This is a genomic window from Bradyrhizobium sp. ma5, assembly GCF_042258955.1.
Classification (GTDB): Bacteria; Pseudomonadota; Alphaproteobacteria; order Rhizobiales; family Xanthobacteraceae; genus Bradyrhizobium.
Map to the genome: position 1 here is coordinate 473,896 of NZ_CP170156.1, position 21,102 is coordinate 494,997.

Annotated in this window: 18 protein-coding genes; 4 read left to right on the forward strand and 14 right to left on the reverse strand. The window is 64.8% G+C overall.

Annotation, left to right across the window (positions count from 1 at the left end; genetic code table 11):
- Positions 1-2 precede the first annotated feature (2 nt).
- The 9 genes from ACE103_RS02185 to ACE103_RS02225 all read right to left on the reverse strand — a co-directional run bounded on the left by ACE103_RS02185 (position 3) and on the right by ACE103_RS02225 (position 7,651).
- Entirely contained in the window at positions 3-956 is a 954-nt protein-coding gene (locus tag ACE103_RS02185; RefSeq protein WP_375781311.1) for an AAA family ATPase, read from the reverse strand.
- A gap of 143 nt (positions 957-1,099) precedes the next feature.
- Positions 1,100-1,423, reverse strand: a complete 324-nt coding sequence (locus ACE103_RS02190; protein WP_375778161.1) for a hypothetical protein — start codon at positions 1,421-1,423, stop codon at positions 1,100-1,102.
- A 174-nt stretch (positions 1,424-1,597) separates the two neighbouring features.
- Entirely contained in the window at positions 1,598-2,230 is a 633-nt protein-coding gene (locus ACE103_RS02195) for an HAD-IA family hydrolase (protein WP_375778162.1), read from the reverse strand.
- Between the two features lie 155 nt (positions 2,231-2,385).
- Positions 2,386-3,084, reverse strand: coding sequence for an isoprenylcysteine carboxylmethyltransferase family protein (locus tag ACE103_RS02200; RefSeq protein WP_223974626.1), 699 nt, complete (start codon positions 3,082-3,084; stop codon positions 2,386-2,388).
- Positions 3,085-3,183: 99 nt separating this feature from the next.
- Positions 3,184-3,528, reverse strand: coding sequence for a hypothetical protein (locus ACE103_RS02205; RefSeq protein WP_223974627.1), 345 nt, complete (start codon positions 3,526-3,528; stop codon positions 3,184-3,186).
- A gap of 36 nt (positions 3,529-3,564) precedes the next feature.
- Entirely contained in the window at positions 3,565-3,744 is a 180-nt protein-coding gene (locus ACE103_RS02210; protein ID WP_050630159.1) for a hypothetical protein, read from the reverse strand.
- 56 nt (positions 3,745-3,800) lie between these two features.
- Positions 3,801-3,992 carry a hypothetical protein gene (locus ACE103_RS02215; RefSeq protein WP_029080476.1) on the reverse strand — a complete coding sequence of 64 codons (192 nt, stop codon included), beginning with the start codon at positions 3,990-3,992 and terminating at the stop codon, positions 3,801-3,803.
- 174 nt (positions 3,993-4,166) lie between these two features.
- On the reverse strand, positions 4,167-6,626 hold the full coding sequence (locus ACE103_RS02220) for a S8 family serine peptidase (protein WP_375778163.1): 2,460 nt from the start codon (positions 6,624-6,626) through the stop codon (positions 4,167-4,169).
- 350 nt (positions 6,627-6,976) lie between these two features.
- On the reverse strand, positions 6,977-7,651 hold the full coding sequence (locus tag ACE103_RS02225) for a LuxR C-terminal-related transcriptional regulator (RefSeq protein ID WP_375778164.1): 675 nt from the start codon (positions 7,649-7,651) through the stop codon (positions 6,977-6,979).
- 439 nt (positions 7,652-8,090) lie between these two features.
- Between ACE103_RS02225 and ACE103_RS02230 the strand changes: the two genes are divergently transcribed.
- The gene (locus ACE103_RS02230) at positions 8,091-8,852 is read left to right on the forward strand and encodes a trypsin-like serine protease (protein WP_375778165.1); all 762 of its coding nucleotides are present in this window, start codon (positions 8,091-8,093) and stop codon (positions 8,850-8,852) included.
- A 94-nt stretch (positions 8,853-8,946) separates the two neighbouring features.
- Here the strand turns inward: ACE103_RS02230 and ACE103_RS02235 are convergent, their stop codons facing one another.
- From ACE103_RS02235 to ACE103_RS02245, 3 genes are all read right to left on the reverse strand, one after another.
- Positions 8,947-11,169 (reverse strand): acetate--CoA ligase family protein, encoded by a 2,223-nt coding sequence (locus tag ACE103_RS02235; protein ID WP_375778166.1) that lies wholly within the window; start codon positions 11,167-11,169, stop codon positions 8,947-8,949.
- Between the two features lie 168 nt (positions 11,170-11,337).
- Positions 11,338-11,928: a class GN sortase gene (locus tag ACE103_RS02240; protein ID WP_375778167.1), complete on the reverse strand. Its 591-nt coding sequence runs from the start codon at positions 11,926-11,928 to the stop codon at positions 11,338-11,340.
- Between the two features lie 192 nt (positions 11,929-12,120).
- Positions 12,121-14,340 carry a marine proteobacterial sortase target protein gene (locus tag ACE103_RS02245; protein ID WP_375781312.1) on the reverse strand — a complete coding sequence of 740 codons (2,220 nt, stop codon included), beginning with the start codon at positions 14,338-14,340 and terminating at the stop codon, positions 12,121-12,123.
- A gap of 252 nt (positions 14,341-14,592) precedes the next feature.
- Between ACE103_RS02245 and ACE103_RS02250 the strand changes: the two genes are divergently transcribed.
- A complete protein-coding gene (locus tag ACE103_RS02250) occupies positions 14,593-15,357 on the forward strand; it encodes a multiprotein-bridging factor 1 family protein (protein WP_375778168.1) in 765 nt (254 codons plus the stop codon).
- Between the two features lie 199 nt (positions 15,358-15,556).
- Here the strand turns inward: ACE103_RS02250 and ACE103_RS02255 are convergent, their stop codons facing one another.
- Positions 15,557-16,777 carry an ABC transporter substrate-binding protein gene (locus tag ACE103_RS02255; RefSeq protein ID WP_375778169.1) on the reverse strand — a complete coding sequence of 407 codons (1,221 nt, stop codon included), beginning with the start codon at positions 16,775-16,777 and terminating at the stop codon, positions 15,557-15,559.
- Between the two features lie 127 nt (positions 16,778-16,904).
- Entirely contained in the window at positions 16,905-18,446 is a 1,542-nt protein-coding gene (locus ACE103_RS02260; protein ID WP_375778170.1) for a long-chain fatty acid--CoA ligase, read from the reverse strand.
- A 215-nt stretch (positions 18,447-18,661) separates the two neighbouring features.
- On the opposite strand from ACE103_RS02260, the gene ACE103_RS02265 reads away from it, so the two are divergent.
- The gene (locus ACE103_RS02265) at positions 18,662-19,798 is read left to right on the forward strand and encodes an acyl-CoA dehydrogenase family protein (protein WP_375778171.1); all 1,137 of its coding nucleotides are present in this window, start codon (positions 18,662-18,664) and stop codon (positions 19,796-19,798) included.
- A gap of 133 nt (positions 19,799-19,931) precedes the next feature.
- Positions 19,932-21,089 (forward strand): acyl-CoA dehydrogenase family protein, encoded by a 1,158-nt coding sequence (locus tag ACE103_RS02270; protein WP_375778172.1) that lies wholly within the window; start codon positions 19,932-19,934, stop codon positions 21,087-21,089.
- Positions 21,090-21,102 lie beyond the last annotated feature (13 nt).

Here is a 21,102-nt window from a genome sequence, read left to right on the forward strand (position 1 = left end):
GTCTAGCTGAACACGCCTTGGCGCGACGCCTTGGCGATGAAGCTTGAGATCTGCGGCGTCGCGGCCTCGATGTCGGCCTCGTATTTCAGGAGCACGTTGAGCGTGTCCTTGACGATCTCGGTGTCGAGCTCGCTCGCCTGCAGCAGCACCAGCACGCGCGCCCAGTCGATCGCCTCGCTGACCGAGGGCAGCTTCTTCAGGTCCAGCGAGCGGATCTCGTGGATGAAGCCGACCATCTGCTTGCGCAATGTCTGCGAGATGCCGGGCACCCGGCTCTCGACGATGCGCTCTTCCAACCTCTGCTCGGGGAAGCCGATATGCAGATGCAGGCAGCGCCGCTTCAAGGCATCGCCGAGATCACGTTCGCTGTTCGAGGTCAGGATCACGGTCGGCGGCGCCACCGCGGAGACGGTGCCGAGCTCGGGGATCGTGACCTGGAAGTCCGAGAGGATTTCCAGCAGCAGCGATTCGAATTCGGCATCCGACTTGTCGATCTCGTCGATCAGGAGCACGCAGCCGGCCGGCTGCTCCAGCGCCTGCAACAGCGGCCGCGGCTCGACGAATTCCTTGGAGAAGAACACGTCGCCGAAAGTGTGGAGCTGGTCGAGCGCGGCGGCCAGCGTCTGCGCGCCGCCGAGCACCTCGCCGAGCTTGTCCTTCAGGATCTGGGTGTAGAGCAGCTGCTTGGCGTATTTCCACTCGTACAGCGCCTTGGCCTCGTCGAGGCCCTCATAGCACTGCAGGCGGATCATCTTCAGGCCGCGCCAGGCGGCGATCGCCTTCGCAAGCTCGGTCTTGCCGACGCCGGCAGGGCCTTCGACCAGGATCGGCTTCTCGATCTGCTGCGACAGATAAACCGCGGTCGCGATCTGCCGGCTCGCAATATAGCCTTGCGCGGCGAGGCCGCTTTCCACGGCCTCGATCGAGGCGGTGGGCCTGGTGTCAGCCACGAGGATCAGCTCCGAATTTGCCTTGAACTCGGACCTGTTCTGCTCCCGTTGCGGGCAAAGCACAAGGCTCGTTTGGCCCGCAAAGGCATGGAGTTAGCGCATGGTTCCGGGGTATTTCCGCCGAGCGCAATACGGAGGAGGCGGCGCCTCTAGCCCGCGCAGCTCTTCACGAAATCCTTGCGCTGCGGGCCTGTGATCTTCTGGTCGATCGCCTGCTTCAGGCAGTCGAGATGCGCCTGCGCCATGCAGAGCTGCATCTGATCGTGCCGATCCTGACCCTTCAGCGCCTTCGCCGCGCTCTGGCAGGCCGCGCGCTTCGCGCCAGGCACGGGCACCGCCGCCGACGTGCTCTCTTGCGCCGGAGCCGCCGCCGGCGCTGCTGCCGGTGCGGGGGTTGAGGTTGATTGAGCGAACGCTGCGACCGAGACCAGCAGCGAACCAGCCGAGACCAAGGCGACGACGAGACGTTTCATGGGATGTGCCTCCGCAGGCATGATCCGGAGAAGCGATGTCGGCTTTTCCGGAACGTCATGCTCAGACCAGGAATGGGATCACGGTGCGATTTCACGGTCGCGCCGCGACCCAAGGGGAGGCTGAGAATTAGAGATTGCCGCCTGAATGTGGAGTGAATATGCGGCGGGGTCGCTTCACCTCAGCGTGAGCCCGGTCGCGGCTTCGAGCTCGGAGATCGCCTGTGCGGCGTTCGCGACCTTGATCGTGGTCATGCCCATCTCGCGCGCCGGCTTCAGGTTGACGCCGAGATCGTCGAGATAGACGCAGGTCTTCGGGTTCACCTGCAGCGTCTCCACCATCATCTGGTAGATGCGCGGATCGGGCTTGCGCAGGCCGATCTTCGCGGACTCGATGACATGGTCGAACAGCGCCATGACTTCCGCGACATAGAGCGTGCGTCCGCTATGGCTGCCGATTGCGTTCGACGGCAGATTGTTGGTGATGCAGCCGGTCTTGAATTTCGCCTTGATGCGCTTCAGCGCCTCGACCATTTCGGGGCGGAGGTCGCCGGAGAGCAGCGGCAGCACGTCCTTGCCGCGCACCTCGGCGCCGAGCGCCTTCGATTCAGTGGCAAACAACTCGTCGAACGCATCGATACCGATCTCGGCGCGCTCGAACTTGGCCCAGGCGTTTTCCAGGTGGCTGGCGGCGTTGGTGCGGCGGATGATGTCGACGGGCAGGCCGCGCTCGGTCTCGTAGCGCGCGAAGGCCTCGAACGGCGAGGTGGTCAAGACGCCGCCGAAATCCCAGATCACTGCCTCGATCATCAAAGTCCTGCCCGTTGCAAAGCGGCGGCTTCGCCTCGGGTCGCCCGGCCGTTTTGGCCGAAGACAGGGAAACGCGCGTTCAGCCTTCTTTATTGGAATTGCCGCCGATCAGGCAAGCCGCCAGTTTGCGGCAAACTCCGCCATACGGAACGGGCTCACCAGACCATCGGAACCAGGCGGTAACGCACGCGGCCGAGATATTCGGCGTAGCCGTCGAGTTCGGCGGCGAGCATCCGCTCCTCCATCATCGACCGCAAGCCGAGCAGCGCCGCCATGACAGGCACGATGCCAAGGCCATACCAGGATCCGAGCAGCAGCGGGGTGCCGACATAGGTCAACAGGCCGCTGGCATAGATCGGATGCCGCACATAGGCGTACGGCCCCGTCGTCACCGCAGCATGCCCGCGCTCGCGCTGGATCTTCACGACCGGGGCGGCGTAGCTGTTTTCGCGGTAGGTCCGGTAGACGATGTAGAACGAGGCGGCGATCATCACCGCGCCGGTGCACTGCAGCCAGAACGGGACGAAAGATGTCTGGTAGCGCACCGCGTCGAGCGCCATCAGCGGCAGCCATGTCAGCCACAACAGCGGCATGATCGTCGTGATGACGCGGTCCCACCCGGCCTGGCCGCGCGCGGTGCGGCGCTCCGCCAGCAATCCCGGATCGTGCCTTGCGAGCCATGCCTCGGTGATCAGCCCGCCGATCGTGATCTCGAGCAGGAACATCCAGCCGCCGGCCCATCGCATGGTGCCGGCCGCAAGAAACAGGAGTGTCCCGAGGCCGACGAATGTGCAGGCGGCGCGGCGCAGATTGATGCCAGGGGGATTTCCGTTGGGATTGCCGTTCTGGTCCATGTCTTTCTCCGACGAGCGGCAACGGCCGCGCCGCCGGATCGGGCGGGCCGTTGCATGTCCGGGTAGCGGATCGAAGCGCCGCTCAGTGCGCAGGCCGGGTTACGGTCTGCGGGTCCAGTTTCGTGCCTGTCCGGAATAGACCTTGCTCGGCAACGCGCGGGCTGCGGGATCGAGCAGGATCTTCATCGCGGTGTTGAGCCGCGCCTCCGAATGCGGCGAGCCATCATGGCGCATCTGCTGCGGAGCACCGGGGCCCTGCGGCGGAGCCATGTAGGCCGACGTTGTCGGCGGGGCGGGCGTGGTGGCGATCTTCGGACGGGCAACAACAGCTGCCTCCAACGGGCGCCGCGCGTCGGCAATGCTTGACGCTGCGGATGCTGCTTCCGCCGGCGGCGGAGAGGAGGCTGTGCTGTCGGATCCGGATTTGCGGGGCGGTCTTGCCATGGCATCGGCTCCATTGGTTCGGTGATGACGACGACGTCAGGATTTGTCTTCGTCGGATGTGGTGCGTTTGGCGATGATCGGGTTGCGGTCGCTGATCGCGGCGAGCAGCGAGGCGTGGGTCACGACTGACGACACGACGATCTTTCCGGAGGGCTCGATCCGGCGACCGTTCTGCTGCTGTTGCTGCGGGCTCCTGGCGGTGGATTTCTGCATCATGTCGGCCTCCTCGAGGATGGGTGGGGCCCGACAGCGCCGGGCCCCGAGTTTGGCGATCAGATGCCGAAGGCACCGAGGACGCCCGGCAGCGCCTGCACGGCCGTACCGAGGATGTCCTGCCAGCCCTGCGGGTTGACCGAACCGTTGGTCGCCACTTCGGCAATCCGCTTCGGACCGCGCTCGATGCCCTCACACTGGATCGGGCTACGCACGCTGCCGAAGGTCTCAAAGTCGTTCCTTGCGTACATGTTCAGCTCCTTCTTTCGGTTTGAATTGACGGCAACTACGGGAGGTGGGCACCGACCGGGGCAGCCGTCGCTGGACGTCGCCCAGGGGATCGCTCATCGCGTCGATCCCCTGGACCACGTGACGCTAATTCGCGCCACGTTCTGATCTCCTCCGGACGCAGAGGAGCAATCGCGTCAATAGACCTGCCACTGCCGCAGCGGTCCGACCGCCACCGGCACCACGTCGCTCACGTCGATCGTGTACTGATAGACTTCGCGCGCCTGGGTCAGGACCTGCGTCGGGTTGAAGAAGCGGTAGGTCACGTCGTGGCAGATCGATTCCGGACGGCAGATCAGACTCTGGTCGACCTCGACGGTGTCGAGCCGCAAGCCCTTCTTGGCGACGTCGGTGAAGATCTTCCGCGTATTGTAGGCATTCATCGCCGAGTAGTTCAGTGCGCGATCCTGCGGTGAAAGACCGACGTTGCGGAATTCATTGTAAATCCGCTCGAGGAAACCCTCGGCGCCGTCCGGCCAGGTGGTCGGGTCGGGCCCAAACAGCGTGTAGAGATCCCACTGGTAGAAGCCGCGCCAATCGGTCACCAGCGTCGGAACGACCGTGCCGTTGAGGAGCTTGGTCGTGTTGGTGCTGTCGACCCAACCGGCCATCGAGACCCGCGCGACGCCGCCGCGCGGCGGGAATGCGGGGGGTGTGATCGGTCGTGCGTCAGCGCCGGCGGCGGCCGCCGTCGCCAGCACCACGGTGCGGGTCGTCGCGGGATCGTCATGCGAGACTTCCTGATGCCAGAGCGCCAGGATCAGCGCGGCGAAGAACCCGAGACCGAACACATCGAGCGGCTTGATCGCATAGATCGGGATCGAATCGATCGTCATCGTCCAGGTGATGGCGTCGGCGTCGGGGAAGTTGTTGCCGGCGCCGGCCGGCGTCGCGGTCTCGCCTTCGGCCTGGTTCAACAGATAGCGCGCCATGATCGCCGGGTTGTACGGCGCCGAGGTATCGCCGGAGTGATCGCGCTCCGGTCCGAACGCGGGATCGCCGCGTCCGATCAGGCTGTCGCGCCAGTTGGCGATCGCCTGCACGAAGTAGTCGAGGCGGGCTTCCTTGCCGAAATCGTAGAACAGTCGGCCGATCGGGAAGGCGAGCTGACCGGTGGACTCGGCCGTCGCGCCCTGCGGACGCATGCCGCCGCCACAGCCGCAGTTCTTCTCGCTGGCTCGAACCGCGGGCGCCTCGTACATCGGCAGCGCCTGGGGCATTGCGACGGGAAGCGCATTGCTCGGCATCAGCGCGTGCAGTTGCTGCGGCTGCAGCCAGGTTTGCGGCATCATGCCGGCCGTCGGCATCGCTATCTGCGGCATCATCATAGGCGGCATCACCATCTGCGGTGCCGGGGCCGGTATCCAAACCATGTCGCCGCCCGCATGGGGCGCGTGATACGGATAAGGCGCGGGCGCTGCGATCGGTGCGGCGACGACGCCGTGATCAACAGGGACGGCCATGGCCGCAGCTGCCGCCGGCGCGGCGGGTTGCGCCTCGCTTGGCATGATCCCGGCGCTGTTTCGTAGGACCGAGCCGTCCGGCCCGAATATGCGCGGAGCCGATGGTGCAGACATTGCTGATAGATCTCCCATGGAACCCTCTCTGGTTGCAGTTGGCTGAGCGGCGGATGACGGTTGGACGAAAGGGCGCGCGGACACTCCCCAGAAGCGGGGAGGCGCGGCCGTGGCACCCGACGGCATGACGGCGTCCGCCTGCTCGCCAAGCAGGGCGGCGACAGCCGCGGGAATATCGAGCCGTCCGGCGAGGCAGCGCGAGGCGCTGCCGTCGTTGCGGCAGGGCCCTGCGCTTTCGAGCAGCGCGGCACGGACGGCTTGCGGATCGGCCTTGCGTCCGTTCTGGCGCAGGCATGAGAGCAGCAGCGCGACGACGCCGGTGACGATCGGCGCGGCGTAACTCGTTCCGGAACGCAGGCTGACGTTGCGGACCGGCGAGGCGCCGGCGATGTTCTCGCCCGGCGCCAGGATGCCGTTCTCGAGATAGGCGTCGCCGAAATTGCTGAACGGCAGCGGGTTGCCGGCCAGATCGCACGCGCCGACCGCAAGCACCGAAGCGAGGCTGCCCGGCACCTGGACGCAGCGGCAGCCATCATTGCCGGCGGCGGCGACGATCAGCTTGCCGGCGCGTTCGCAGGCCCGCACCGCGTCGACCAGAATGCGATCAGCCTGTCCCGTCGCGGATTGCTGGCCGCTGCTGATGTTGATGATGTCGGCGCCCACGGCCAGTGCCTGGTTGATCGCGAGCGCCAATGTGCTTTGCGAGGACGGCTCGATCTGCCCGGCGGCATTCTCGCGATAGATCGAGAACACGGTTGCGCTGCAGTTCGGCGCGACGCCGAGCACCGGGCTGCCGGGTGTCCCCATCAGCACGCTCGTGACGTGCGTGCCGTGCTCGGACTGGATCATCGATGAAGACGGCGCGACGAACTCGCCGCCCATCGCGACGCGGGCCTGCCTGAGCGAGGGATGATTGAGATCGACGGGGCCGTCGATGATCGCGATCTTCACCGCGGGGTCGCCACCCGACGTTCTCTGCCACAAGGCAGTCAGACCAGCGATGTCGGCAACTGGATTCATGAAATCGATCCTCGACGGTCTGCTGCGAAATTCGTGCAGTCGATCCGTCTTCCACGGCAATCTGCAACCGCGCAGCGAGCGAAAAGAGCGGCATGTCGCTGCGTTGGTGCTGTTGTGGCAGGTGTGCTGCGAAAGGCCTATTCACCGCGGTGGATCAGAAAGGATCGAGACGATGATGCGGATCGACCGATCCACGAGATCGATCCTGCGCCTCGAAAGATCGATCAAAGGGTTTAGTCGGGATCGATCTCACCGCGTGACGCGCCCGCATGCGCGCAAAGCCGCGCCGAATCTGCGCACCAATGCGTGCACGCGCTGCGGTCGTCGAATACGGATTCAGGTCGCTGGGGTCAGTCGAGCTCGCGGCGGCGATCGAGAGCCGGCGCGGATGATGCCAGCCACGGCGCTTCGCGCACCCGCCGCATCGCCTGCGCCCGGCGCGGCAGGCCGAGCTTTTGCAGCACGTGATGGACGTGATGCTTGACGGTGGCAAGACTGAGATTGAGATCGCGCGCGATCTCCTTGTTCGACATGCCTTGCCCGATGAGCTTGAGAACCTCGCCTTCGCGGCGCGTCAGGCCCTGGTCGGTATCGATCGTATCCGTCTGACGCTCCATGCAAAACAGCGCGCGCAGCAGTCCGCCGGAAATCTCGGCGCTGCAGGCAAGCCGCCCTGACGCCACGTCCGACAGTGCGCGGCAGAGCTCGTCGAAGCTGGCATTCCGGGAAATGTAGCCACTAAACCCGGCCCGGCCGCAGCGGACCACGTCGCGCCGGTCCTCGTTGAGGCCGAGCGCCACGAGCGCGATCTCCGCATGCTCGCTCGCAATCACGCGCACCTCGTCAAGATCGATGCCCTGTGTGACGTCGATCAGAATGACACTCACACTGTTGGTCTCGAGGGTCGCGCGCAGGCCGGCAAGATCGGCGACCGCCGCCTCGACGGCAAACTCGGCGTGGTTCTGGAAACTCGAGGTGAGCCCCTCGCTGAACAGCCTGATCGGCGTGACGACCGCGATCCTCATGATTATCCTCGAAACTCAACGAAATGGCGGATGAAAAGCCGTCTATAAGTCAACGGCACCGGCATCCAGAAAGTCATGAAGGTAAGTATGCGGTATGCTGCCAGAGGTTGTATTTATTATCAGGTCGAAATTACGGCCCCGATACGCGCGGGATCAAGAGATACAGTTCACATTCGAACGTCGCGCTGGCAGCACGACGCAGGATACGATGTATCGGATATCGCGGCAAGGCGGCGACACGCAGCGCGTGCGCACCATGGGGCTGCGGGAAATCTCGCGGTGACTTCAACGCCGTAGTGATCGACGTCTAGATATTTAGATAATTGACGCATGCGCGCCCGGGTGCTCTGTACAAGATTGCGTGTTCTTCGGCCGAGTGTGAGCGACGCAATGCCGCGCCTCGGATGTGCTCATATCAGATGCCAATCGACAGGATTTCATGACGAGCGTGATTCGAGCGACAGTCTTTCTGACCCTGTTGATGGCAACGCCGGCCTTCGCGATCGTCGGTGGTGGCGCGCCGTCGACCGATGGCGTCGCGCGCGCCGTCGTCACCATCGTCGGCTCGCGCGGCAATTTCTGCACCGGCGCGCTGATCGCGCCGAAGGTGGTGCTGACCGCGGCGCATTGCGTGCAGCCCGGTGCCGACTACAAGATCGTCGATTATGGGCCGGACCGGCAGCCGAAGCTGCAGGACGTCAAGACGGTTGCGATCCATCCCGGCTTTCGGATGCAGGCGATGACCAATCATGTCGCGACCGCCGATGTCGCGGTGCTGCAACTCGCGCTGCCGGTTGCAGGCAAGGCGCCGGCCGTGCTCGGCATACCCGACATTCCGGTCCAGGTCGGCGGCCGCTTCACCATCGCCGGCGTCGGCGTCACGGTGCGCGGCGACGGCAAGAGCGGCGGCAGCATCCGTGTCATCAGCCTGATTGCGAACGGCAAGCCCGGTACGCTGCAGATCCGTCTCGTCGATCCGGTCGGGCACGGCGTGCGCGAGGGGCTCGGCGCCTGCACCGGCGATTCCGGTGCGCCGGTGTTCGAGGACAAACAAGGCGGGCCTGTCATCGTCGGCGTGGTGAGTTGGTCCACCGGCCCGAACGGCACCGCCGGTTGCGGCGGCATCACCGGGGTGACGCCGCTCATGCTCTATCGCGACTGGGTGATGCAGACCGCGCGGCAGTGGGGCGCGAGCTTCTGACAACGGTTGTCATTGCCGGGCTTGACCGGCAATCCATCTGGAAATGACTTGCTTCTGAAGATGGATGCGCGGGTCAAGCCCGCGCATGACGATCCTAATGCCCCGCTGCCTTGTTCGCGGCGGCGTTGTTCAGCACGATCAGGCCGTCGACGGCGACGCCGAGCTTGCTGTTGATCAGGAACGGATTGACGTCGATCGAGGCGATGCGGCCATTGGCGTCGGCCATCAGGTTGGAGAGCCCGACCAGCGCCTTCACCGCCGATGGCTCGTGCAGCGCCGGCTTGCCGCGGTAACCCTTCAGCTTGACCCCGGCCTTGGTCTTGGCGATCAGCTCTTTCGCCTCGGTGGCGTCGAGCGGCGCGCCGGCAAGGGCGACGTCCTTCAGCAGCTCGATATCGACGCCGCCGGTGCCGAACAGCACCACGGGGCCCATCTCGGCATCGAGCGAGGCGCCCACCACGAGCTCGAGGTCGGCCTTGACCTGCTGCGCAATCAGGATGCCCTCGAGCTTCGGCTTGCCCTTCAGCTTCTTTACCCGCGCGGTGATGTCGTTGAACGCCTTCTTCACCTCGGCCGCATTGCCGAGGTTCAGCACCACGCCGCCGATGTCCGACTTGTGCAGGATGTCGGGGCTGACAACTTTGGCGACCACCGGGAAGCCGATTGCCTTGGCGATCTTCACCGCCTCCGCTGCGGTCTGCGCGACGTCTTCCTTAGAGATCGGGATGCCATAGGCCTTGAGCAGCTGCTTCGAGGCGACCTCGTCGAGCGCGGCGGCGCCGTTGGCGGCCTTCAGCGTCTTCTCCAGCACGGCGCGTGCGGACGCTTTCGAGCTCGACACGATGTCGGGCACCTCCTTGCGCAGACCGGCGTATTCGATCAGCGACTTGATCGCGCCGACCGCGCGGTCGAGGCCCTGCATGACGGCGATATCGGGCAGCGACTTGCGTAGTCCCTTGGTGAATTCGGTGAAGCCGATCGACATCGCGCTGATATAGATCACGGGCTTGTTGGCCTGGCCCGCCATCTCGTTGACGATCTTCAGATTGCGCTCGCGCAGCTCATGCGGCGCCTTCGGCAGCTCGGCGTCGATGATGACGACGTCGGTGTCGGGATCGTCGATCATGATCTTGATCGATTTCATGTAGACGGAGGGATCGACCACCGCGGCGAAGCCGGCATCGAGCGGGTTGCCGACGATGCTGCCGGGCCCGAGCATCTTTGCCAGCTGCTCCGATGCGTTCGGGCTCAGCGGCGCGAAATTCAGGCCGGCCGAATAGAACGCGTCGATCAGAAGTCCGCGCTTGCCGCCCGACAGCGACACCGCCGCGAGGCGGTTGCCCTTCGGTGGATCAGCATGGACGAAGCACTCGGTGGTTTCGATCAATTCATCCAGCCCGCGCACCCGGATCACGCCTTCGCGGGTCGAGATCGCATCGAATGTCTCGATCGAGCCGGCCAGCGCGCCGGTATGCGCCATCGCAGCGGCGCGGCCGCCTTCGGAAGCGCCGAGCTTGAGCGCGATCACCGGCTTGCCCGCAGCGCGCGCGGCCTTGCAGGCTTCGCGGAACACCTTTGTGTTCCTGACGCCTTCGAGATAGACCACGATGACGCGGATGCTCGGATCGGCAGCGAAATAGCTCATCAGGTCCGGGGTCTCGAGCCCGGATTCATTGCCGGTGGTGACCATGTAGCCGACGCCGACACCGCGATCCTCCAGCGCCTGGCGGATCGCCATCACGATCGCGCCGGATTGGCCGGCGATCGCCACCGCGCCCGGCTCCATGGTGACGATGCGGTCGTCAATGTTAGTGAACAGGTTCTCGCCGGCGCTGAGATTGCCGAGGCAATTCGGACCGGTGACGGCAAGTCCGGTCTCCTTGATCGCCTGCTTCAGCTCGACCGCGAGCCGCTGGCTCTCCTCGTCCTGCAGCTCGCTGAAGCCGGAGGTGACGATGGTCGCCGAGCGGGCGCCGGCAGCGGCCGCGTCGCGGATCACTTGCACGGCGAATCGCGCCGGTACCAGCACCAGCACATGGTCGGGCTTTTCCGGAAGGCTGGCGAAATCCTTGTAGCAGGTGACGCCCCAGATGGTTTCGCGCTTGGCGTTGATCGGAAACAGGCCGCCGGCATATTCGTATTTGATCAGGTTGTTCCAGATCCGTTCGGCGTAGTTGCCGGGCTTGTCGGTGGCGCCGACCAGCACGATGTTGCGCGGGTGCAGCATCGCATGGATGCTCTTGACGATGTCGCTGGCGTCGGCGGGCGGTGCCCATTTGCGGGACGGATGTGACGCGGTGCCTACGAAAGCTTCCATGGAGCCTGCCCTTATCCTTGTTCTACTTGTTTCCTCTGGCCCACGGCAGATCACCGCAGAACGCGACTTTTCATTGTTTTTATGGCCGATGGAAGGGGGTAGCAACTCACGCTGGCGCAAGTCAGGCCAACGCTTGCAATATCCCGGCAGGCGCAAAATCGATGCGGATCAGGAACCTGAGTCGGATTGGCTCGAATCCGATTGAATCATGGTCGCGTGCAACAGATAACGCTCGGGCCCGGATGTCAGCGCGTCGAACGGCCAGCAGGTCGACAGCACCAGCTCATACCGGTTGGTGAGCGGATCGATGCCCGATTGATCGAAGCGGACGACCGAGCTGCGATCGGCCCGGTAGCGAAAAATCTTGCCGTCGCTTCTCGTGACGTCGATCTCGTCACCGATTGTGACGTCCTTGAGAAAGCGGAAATGGGTGTCGCGATGCGCGGAATAGACCGCGACGCCCGGTTCGCCGGCACCGACGGTCTCTTCGACATGGCCGGGACCGAACGCCAGCGCCTGGCCGCTGCTGCCGGCCAACGCGATCGTGGAGGCGTGCAGACGCTTCACCTCGATCCTGGCCACCGGCCAGGTATCGGCCCAGCGCCACGGCTTCACGGGATGTCCGGTCGCGATGCTCTGTGCGAAGGCGCGCTCCAGCAGCACCTGCGCAAGCACTGCTTTGGCGTGGATATAGGCGCCCTGGCCGAACAGGATCAGGCCGATGAGGGCGAAAGCGAGCGGGAGGATGAAGCGGCGCATTGTTGAGCCTTCCGTCATTCCGGGGCGCGTAGCGAACCCGGAATCTCGAGATTCCGGGTTCGATGCTGCGCATCGCCCCGGAATGACACTCGAAGAAGGAGTGGCGCGCGCGGCCCCCGGGGGGACGGGTGAGAAGGCCGCGCGCGCTCTTGAAAGAGAAGGTCGGGGGGCACCTCCTCCTTTCATCCGACGTCAGTGGGACAACGTCTGACGTCGGTTGAACACCAGAAGCAGAAGGCTGACCGTGAGCAGGATCACACCTGCGATCATCTTCAGCTCGGCGTCGGTCGCGGTCTTCGGCAGCTGGATCGTGCCGGGACCTTGCGTCGCGACCGGTGACCGCTTCAGCGCGGCGAACTGCACCTTGCCGTCGCCGGCGTCGGCGCGACGCTCGGTCGGTGCAGCCGGCAGGCGCGGACGCTCGCCGAACACCTTTGCGAAATCCCAGCCGGCGGGCAGGTTGAGCGGCAGTTCGGAGAGCCTGAGCGGCTCGCCTTCGGGACGGCTCGGCGTCTTGTCGACCGCAACCAGGCTGGTCAGCCGCGTCACAAGCTGATGCTCCAGCGCCAGCGCAAGAATGGTCTTGTCGGCATCCTCCGGGTTCGCCTGCCGCGTGGTGCGTGCAACCTCGGCATCCGCGATCTTGCGGCGCGCCCACAGTTTCGACAGGCCTTTGCCTTCGGCGGCATTCGCGAGCGGCAGCGTCACGCTCCACGGACGATCGCCGATGCGGCCCTTGATCTCGACCGAGCCGGCGAGCTTGTCGAGCTTCGCGGCCAGCACGAGCGGCTCGTCGCGATAGACGTCGGGCAGTGCCGACGGCGTCAGGTCGACTGTCGCCTCGGAGAATTTCGCGGCAAGGTTGGTCACCGCGGGATTCTCCAGCTTGGCGAACAGGTCGCGCATCCGCTCGTCGACCTGCTCGACCGAGCCGATATGGGTGAAGGTGCCGCGGCCGAGCTCGGCGGCGCGCATCATCAAATAGGTGTTCGGCGCCGAGCCGATGCCGACCATGAAGATTCGTGAGCGGCCGCGCAGCGCGCTGATGGTCTCGAACAATTGCTGCTCGTTGCCGATCGCGCCGTCGGTCAGGAACACGACTTGGCGAACATGATCGGCGTCGTCATGGTTGGTGTCGGAGAGCGCTGCTCGTATCGCCGGCACCATCTCGGTGCCGCCGCGGGCCTGCAACGCGCTGACGAACGACGTTGCGCTCCGGAGATTGTCGCTGGTTGCAGCGACTGGTGTCGGGAACAGCACGTCCATGGTGTCGTCGAAGCGGATCACGTTGAAGCGATCAGTCGGTTGCAGGCGGCCGAGCGCGTAGATGAGGCTCGCCTTCGCCTGGATGATCGAGGTGCCGCCCATCGAGCCGGAATTGTCGATCACGAAGATCACTTCGCGCGGCAGGGCCTTCTGTTGCGCCTGCTCGACCGATGGCGGGGTCACGAAGGCCAGCAGATAGTCGGAATTGCCGACATGCTCGCGGAACAGCCCGACCGACGGCGCCTTCTCGGCGGCCGGCTTCCAGGTCAGTTCGAAATCGCGATCGGCGGGCACCGGGCCTTCGGCGAGCTTGACGACGCGCGTCGTGCCGTCGGGGCTCTCGATCCTGACCTGGTGGAAATGGCTTTTCACCTCGCCGAGCGGGAAGCCGGCATTGAGGTGCACCGTGATGTTGGTCGGATTGATCGGCGCATTCGTCGCGGGATCGAGGACTTCGGAGGCGATGCGATCGCGGTCCGGCACCGGATCGGTCGTGGTGGCGCCCCAGCCGCTGCCATCGGCGCGGAGGTCGACGCTCTGCACCACCGGACGCGGATTGTAACGCGGGCCGACCACCATCGGCACCCGCAGCGAGAACTCATTGCCGTTCTGCTGCACCGGCTCCTGATACTCGATCTGCACCAGCACGGTCTCGCCGGGGCCGATATTGGCCACCGAGTTGGTGAAGATGTTCGGCCGCTCCTGCTCGGTGAGCGCGGCCTTCTGGCCATTCTGCTTGGCCTGCTCGTAGATCGCGCGGGCCTGCTGCCGCTCCTTGATGTCGCCGACCACGATGCGGTCGCCGACCACCATCTTCAGCGTGTCGACCGCCCCGCCCGCGGGCAGCGGATAGACATAGGTCGCTTCCACCCAGTCCTTGGTCGGGTTGCGGAAGATCTGCGTGACGCGGGCGCGGACCGTCGGGCCCGACACGGTGAGGTCGACATCGATGCCGAGTCTCAGCGCATCCCTGTAGCCGTCGTCGGTCTTGAACAGCAGCGAGCCGGAACGAGCTTCGCTCGGCCGCAGCACCGCCTGTTGCGGTAACTCGGCCGACCAGACCGGATCAAAACTCACGAACAGCGCCGCGAAGCCGATCGCCAGCGCGGCGACACCTTCCACCAGGAAGAACAGCGCAATACGCATCCGGCGCGAGAGGCGGATCTGCGGGCTGCTCTCACATGCATCGTAAATCGTCATTTTCGTCACTCCGAGCGAGGCTTTCGCTGCTTCGCAATCATGGAGAGCGGCGGCTTTGGCGCGAGCAGAATGATCGGCAATGATTGGCCGCCGCCCGGCGCGGCCCGCCGCCGGCCGAGGCGGCTTTGTGCGGTTTTGTGATGGATTGTCCGGTCTGCTAGACTGCGCGGATTGATGGGGAATCAGCGCAGGATCACGATGCCGACGCCGGACAAGCAGCTTTCCGCCGAGCAGAGCCGGCAGGTCGCGGAGACCATCCGCGAGGAAATCGCGCGCCGCCGCATCTCGCGGCAGACGCTGGCCGAGCAGGCGAAGCTCAGCCTGTCGACATTGGAGAAGGTGCTCGGCGGCCGCCGTCCGTTCACGCTGGCGACCACCGTGCGGCTCGAGCAGGCGCTCGGTGTGTCCTTGCGCAAGCTGCCGGCGGCAATCACGGTGGCTGCGCCTGCCAATGGCGGAATCGCGCCCGACAGCCTCGGATCCTATTCGCGCCGCTCGGTGGCGCGGATCGAAGGGACTTACATCACGGTGCGCCCGTCATTCGGCGAGCAGGGCGCGGTCTATGCCTATCGGACGGAGATCGCCTGGGACGATGCGGCGTCATCGCTCGGCTTCCGCGAGGCCGAGCGGCAGGATGCTGATTACACGCAGTATGGCGAGGTGGCGGTGCCCAATGAATCGGGCTTCGTCTATCTCGTGACCAACCGGCATGGCCAGCATCGCGTGATCACGGTCTCGCGCCCGCGCAATTCCGGTGAGATGTACGGCATCATCACGACCTTGCTCGCCGGCCGCGGCTCGCTGCTGACGCCGGTCGCCGCGCCGATCGCATTCCTGCCGATCAAGAACGTGCCCAAGCCGAGCCTCGGCCGGGTGTCGGCCGACGATGCGAATTTTGTCCTCTATCGCGAGCATCTGCGCCGCACGATCGACGAGCCGTTTGCGATCTTTTTGCCGGGGTAGTCATCTGCCAGTCCCGTCATCCTGAGGTGAGAGCTCTTGCGAGCCTCGAAGGATGCACGGCCACCGACCGGGCCGTCGACCCTTCGAGACGCGCGCAAGAGCGCGCTCCTCAGGGTGACGGTGAGAGTGCTCGCCGAAACAACGAAGCCGCCCGGATGGGCGGCTTCGCGATGGCTGATGTGGCCGTCCCGGCGTGGCGCTAGCCGCCGGTCTCGGCGCTGATGATGTCGCCGAACAGCTCCCACTGTCCGTTCTTGAACTGCATCATCTTGAGCTGCTCGACCGGCGCGAAGTCGGTCGCGCTGGTGTTGATCCGGATGCCGGGGATCAGCGTGTCGGGCGTGAAGTCCTTCAGGCTGGCGGCCTGCTTCATCACGTTCTCACGCGTCAGATTGTCGCCGGCCTGCTTCAGCACCTGCACCATGGTCTGCGCCGCGGCGTAGCCATAGACCAGATTGGCGTCCGACAGATTGGCGCCCGGCATGTACTTCTCGGCGAAGGCCATGAACTTCTTCATGCCCTCGTCATTCTTCCACTGCGGATCGGAGGCGTCCTTGAGGTAGCCGGCCGACAGCACGCCTTCGGACGCTTCGAGGCCGGCGGGCTTCATGACCGCGCCGATCGAGATCGAGACGTCGGTCATCACGTGCATCGGCTTCCAGCCGAGCTCGGCGATCTTCTTGATCGCCTGTGCGGCGAATTTCGGCGTCGAGATGTTGACGAACACGTCGGCGCCGGTGTCCTTCAGCTTGACGATGTGGGAATCGATCGACGGCTCGGTGGTTTCGTAGCTTTCCTCGGCGACGATCTTGACGCTCGACTTGTCGAGCACCTCCTTCAAGCCGACCAGGTAGTCCTTGCCGAAATCGTCATTGGCATAGAAGATCACGACCTTGGCATCCGGCTTGGTCTTGAGGATGTACTTGCCGAAGATCCGGGCCTCAACGCGATAGCTCGGCTGGAAGCCCATGGTCCACGGGAAATCCTTCGGATCGTTCCACTTGCTGGCGCCGGTGGCGAGGAAGAGCTGCGGCACCTTCTTGGCGTTGTGATACTTCTGCACCGCGGTCTGGGTCGGCGTGCCCAGCGCGTTGAACACCAGGAAAACCTCGTCGCTCTCGATCAGCTTGCGGATCTGCTCCACGGTCTTCGGCGGCGAGTAGCCGTCGTCGTAGGAGATCCAGTTGATCTTGCGGCCGTTGATGCCGCCCTGATCGTTGATCATCTTGAAATAAGCTTCTTCGGTCTTGCCGATGACGCCATAAGCGGAGGCGGGACCGCTATAGGCCTCGACATTGCCAATCTTGATCTCGGTGTCTGAGGCGCCGGTGTCATACTTCTTTTGTGCAAAGGCGGCCTGGCTGGAGAGCAGGCAGAGCGCCGCGGCAGCGGCCAGCAGCGACAATTTTGTGGTTTTCATAAAGGCAATTTCCTCGATTGATTCTGGTTGGGGACTTACGCAACGAACCCGCAGCCGGTCCCGGCAGACGGTTGCGGGGCAATTCTTGTCACTGCGAGATCCGGAACGCGTGAGGCGCGTTTTCGGATCACGCCGCGGTATCGGTCGGCTTCGGCTGGCTGAATTGCTGCCGGAGCGTCGGCTTATGAATTTTGCCTGTCGCGTTTCGCGGCAGGGCCTCGATGAATTCGATCAGGCGCGGGCACTTGAACCGCGCCAGATTGGCCTGGCAATGCGCGTGGATCTCGGCCGGCGTCAGCGTATGGCCGGGCTTCACGGCGATGATCGCCATTCCGACCTCGCCCCATTGCTGGTCGGGAATGCCGATGACGGCGACCTCGGCAACGGTTGCCAGTTGATGCAGCACGCTCTCGACCTCGGCCGGATAGACGTTTTCGCCGCCGGAGATGTACATGTCCTTCCAGCGGTCGACGATGTAGTAGAAGCCCTCCTCGTCGATCCGCGTGGCGTCACCGGTGTGCAGCCAGCCGTCGGTGAAGGAGGAGGCGTTGGCGTCCGGCCGGTTCCAATAGCCCGGCGTGATGTTCGGGCCCTTGACCCAGAGCTCGCCGAGCTCGCCGACCGCAGCATCGCTGCCGTCGGGCCGCACGATGCGAACCTCGGTGTGCAGCACCGGCTTGCCGGACGAGCCGGCCTTGCGCGCGGCATCCTCGCGGTCGAGCACCATCACCGCCGGTGACGTCTCGGTCATGCCGTAACCCTGCTGCAGCGCCACGCCGCGCGCCTCCCAGGTCTTGAGCAGCGGCACCGGCATCGGTGCGCCGCCGACCCCGCCGATTATCAGGCGGCTGAAATCCACTGATGCGAAGGCCGGATGCTGTGCCATGAACTGGTAGATCGCGGGCACGCCGAAGAAGACGTTGATGCCTTGCAAGGGATCGCCGATCAGCTTCAGCGCCTCGCCGGGATCGAACGCGCGCATGATCAGCACGGTGCCGCCGGCATGCAGCACCGGGTTGGTGTAGCAGTTCAGGCCGCCGGTGTGGAACAGCGGCAGCACCGTCAGCAGCACCGAGGCCGGCGAGATGTAAGCGGGGCCGCCGAGATTGACGCAATTCCAGAACGTCATCCCATGGGTGATGATCGCACCCTTGGGCTGGCCCGTGGTGCCCGAGGTATACATGATGGTCGAGATGTCATCGAGCGTGACCTCCTCGAACCGTTCGAGCGGCTTGGCCGCCGCGATGCCGGCCTCATAGGCGCCGCCGGGGCCGAGCCGCACGGTGGAAGCGACGTCGCACAGCTTGGCGACCGCAAGCGCGGTCTCGGCGAGGTCGTCGTCATGGATCATCACTTTTGGCGAAGCGTCGCCGGTGATGTAGCGCAGCTCGGGAACGGTGAGGCGGGTGTTGAGCGGCAGGAAGACCGCGCCGATCCGGAAGCAGGCGAACTGCACTTCCAGCGTATCCGTGGTGTTCAGCGCCAGCACCGCGACCCGGTCGCCGCTGGTAACCTTCAGCTCGTCGCGCAGATAGCTCGCGAGCCGCGACACGCGGGCATCGAGCTCCGCATAGCCAAAGCGGCGTCCGCTTGTGAGATCGACAAGCGCCATCTTGTCCGGCGTGCGCCGGCGATGATGCGCGATCCAGTCGTAATAACGAACCGGCAAATATCCCTCCTCTGGAACGGCAGTCTTGCGCCGCCTGTTCCTGGCTCGATTGATGCCATGAATTGCCAGTGGAGGGGGCGTATTAGGATACTGTCTTGCGTTTAGTGGCTGGCAAATCGCTGGCCTGGACGCCGGCGCCGGAGGCAGCCACTCGACGCAAGTGAACGGGGAAAAATCCGGACATCGTCGGAGGTGGGAATCAACGGAGCACGCGGATGGCAAACCCGTTCTACACCAGCGAGCACGAGGCCTTTCGCGAGGTGATGCGGCGCTTTGTGGCTAGGGAAATCGAGCCTTATGCCCATCAATGGGACGAGGAGGGCGAGTTTCCGCGCGCGCTCTATGCCAAGGCGTCCGAAATCGGGCTGCTCGGCCTCGGTTTCCCGGAAGAATATGGCGGGATCGCCGCCGACCAGTTCATGAAGATCGTGGCCTCGCAGGAGCTGGCGCGCGCCGGAGCCGGCGGCGTCTCCGCGAGCCTGATGAGCCACACCATAGGCTCGCCGCCGATCGCCCGCGCCGCCCGGCCCGAGGTCAAGGCGCGGGTGCTGCCCGAGGTGCTCGCCGGCAAGAAGATCTCCGCGCTCGCGATCACCGAGCCGGGCGGTGGCTCCGACGTCGCGAACCTGCGCACCAAGGCGCGGCGCGACGGCGACCATTACGTCGTCTCTGGCGAGAAGACCTTCATCACGTCAGGCATGCGCGCCGACTATCTGACGGTCGCGGTGCGCACCGGAGGCGAAGGTCCGGGTGGCGTCAGCCTGCTCTTGATCGAAGGCAATACGCCCGGCCTGTCCCGCACCAAGCTGAAGAAGATGGGCTGGTGGGCATCGGATACCGCTACCTTGCATTTCGACGAATGCCGCGTGCCGGTCGAGAACCTGATCGGCGAGGAAGGCCAGGGTTTCAAGCAGATCATGTACAACTTCAACAGCGAGCGCATGGGCATGGCGGCAAGCTGCACCGCCTATGCGCGCGTCTGCCTCGACGAGGCAGTGGCCTATGCCAAGGAGCGCAAGACGTTCGGCAAGCCGATCGCCCAGCACCAGGTGATCAGGCACAAGATCGTCGACATGGCGCAGAAGGTTGCGGTCTCGCAGGCGATGCTGGAGATGCTGGCGTGGCGGCTCGGCCAGGGCGAAAGCCCGGTCGCCGAGATCTGTATGATGAAGAACCAGGCCACGCAGACGATGGCGCATTGCGCCTCCGAGGCGGTGCAGATCTTCGGCGGCGCCGGCTTCATGCGCGGCATCAAGGTCGAGCGCATCTACCGCGAGGTCAAGGTCAACGCGATCGGCGGCGGCACCGAGGAGATCATGAAGGATCTCGCGTCAAGGCAGATGGGACTTTAGCGATGCCGTTAACCTTCGACCGTCATTCCGGGGCGACGCGAAGCGGCGAGCCCGGAATCCATAACCACGATAATGCGTAGGGATTCCGGGCTCGCGCTTTGCGCGCCCCGGAATGACGAAGGATAGGTAGAACATGCTCTTCACCGCCGATCACGACGAACCGCGCCGCGCGCTCCAGAAATTCATCGCGGCCGAGATCAATCCCCATGTCGACGAATGGGAGAAGGCCGACATCTTCCCGGCGCATGAGCTGTTCAAGAAGCTCGGCGATCTCGGCTTCCTCGGGCTCAACAAGCCGGTCGAGTTCGGCGGCCAGGGGCTGGATTACTCCTACGCGCTGATGATGGCCGAGGAGTTAGGCGTCATCACTTGCGGCGGTGTGCCGATGGCGATCGGGGTGCAGACCGACATGGCGACGCCGGCGCTGGCGCGGTTCGGCTCCGACGAGGTGCGGCGCGAATTCCTGGTGCCGGCGATCGCGGGCGACCAGGTCGCCTGCATCGGCGTCTCCGAGCCCGGCGCCGGCTCCGACGTCGCCTCGATCAAGACCAATGCGCGCTCCGACGGCGACGACTACGTCATCAATGGCGGCAAGATGTGGATCACCAACGGCACCCAGGCCGACTGGATCTGCCTGCTCGCCAACACCAGCGATGGCCAGGTTCATCGCAACAAGTCGCTGATCTGCGTGCCGATGAAGACCAAGGGTGTGCAGGTCGCCCGAAAACTCGACAAGCTCGGCATGCGCTCCTCCGACACCGCGCAGATCTTCTTCGACAATGTCCGGGTGCCGAAGCGCAACCGGATCGGCGAGGAAGGTCAGGGCTTCACCTACCAGATGGTCCAGTTCCAGGAGGAGCGGCTGTGGGGCGCGGCCGCCTGCCTGAAGGCGCATGAATTCATCATCAACGCGACCATCGACTACACCCGAGGCCGCAAGGTGTTCGGCGGCTCGATCCTCGACAACCAGGTGGTGCACTTCAAGCTCGCGGAGATGCAGACCGAGGTCGAGCTGCTGCGCTCACTGATCTACCGCGCTGGCGAGGCGCTGGTGGCGGGCGAGGACGTGACGCGGCTCGCGACCATGGCCAAGCTGAAGGCCGGCAGGCTCGGCCGCGAGCTCACCGATGCCTGCCTGCAATATTGGGGCGGCATGGGCTTTACCAATGAGACGCCGGTCAGCCGCGCCTATCGCGACAGCCGCCTGACCTCGATCGGCGGCGGCGCCGACGAGGTGATGCTGATGGTATTATGCAAGATGATGGGCACGCTGCCCGGGATGAAGAAATAGTGCGAGACCGTCC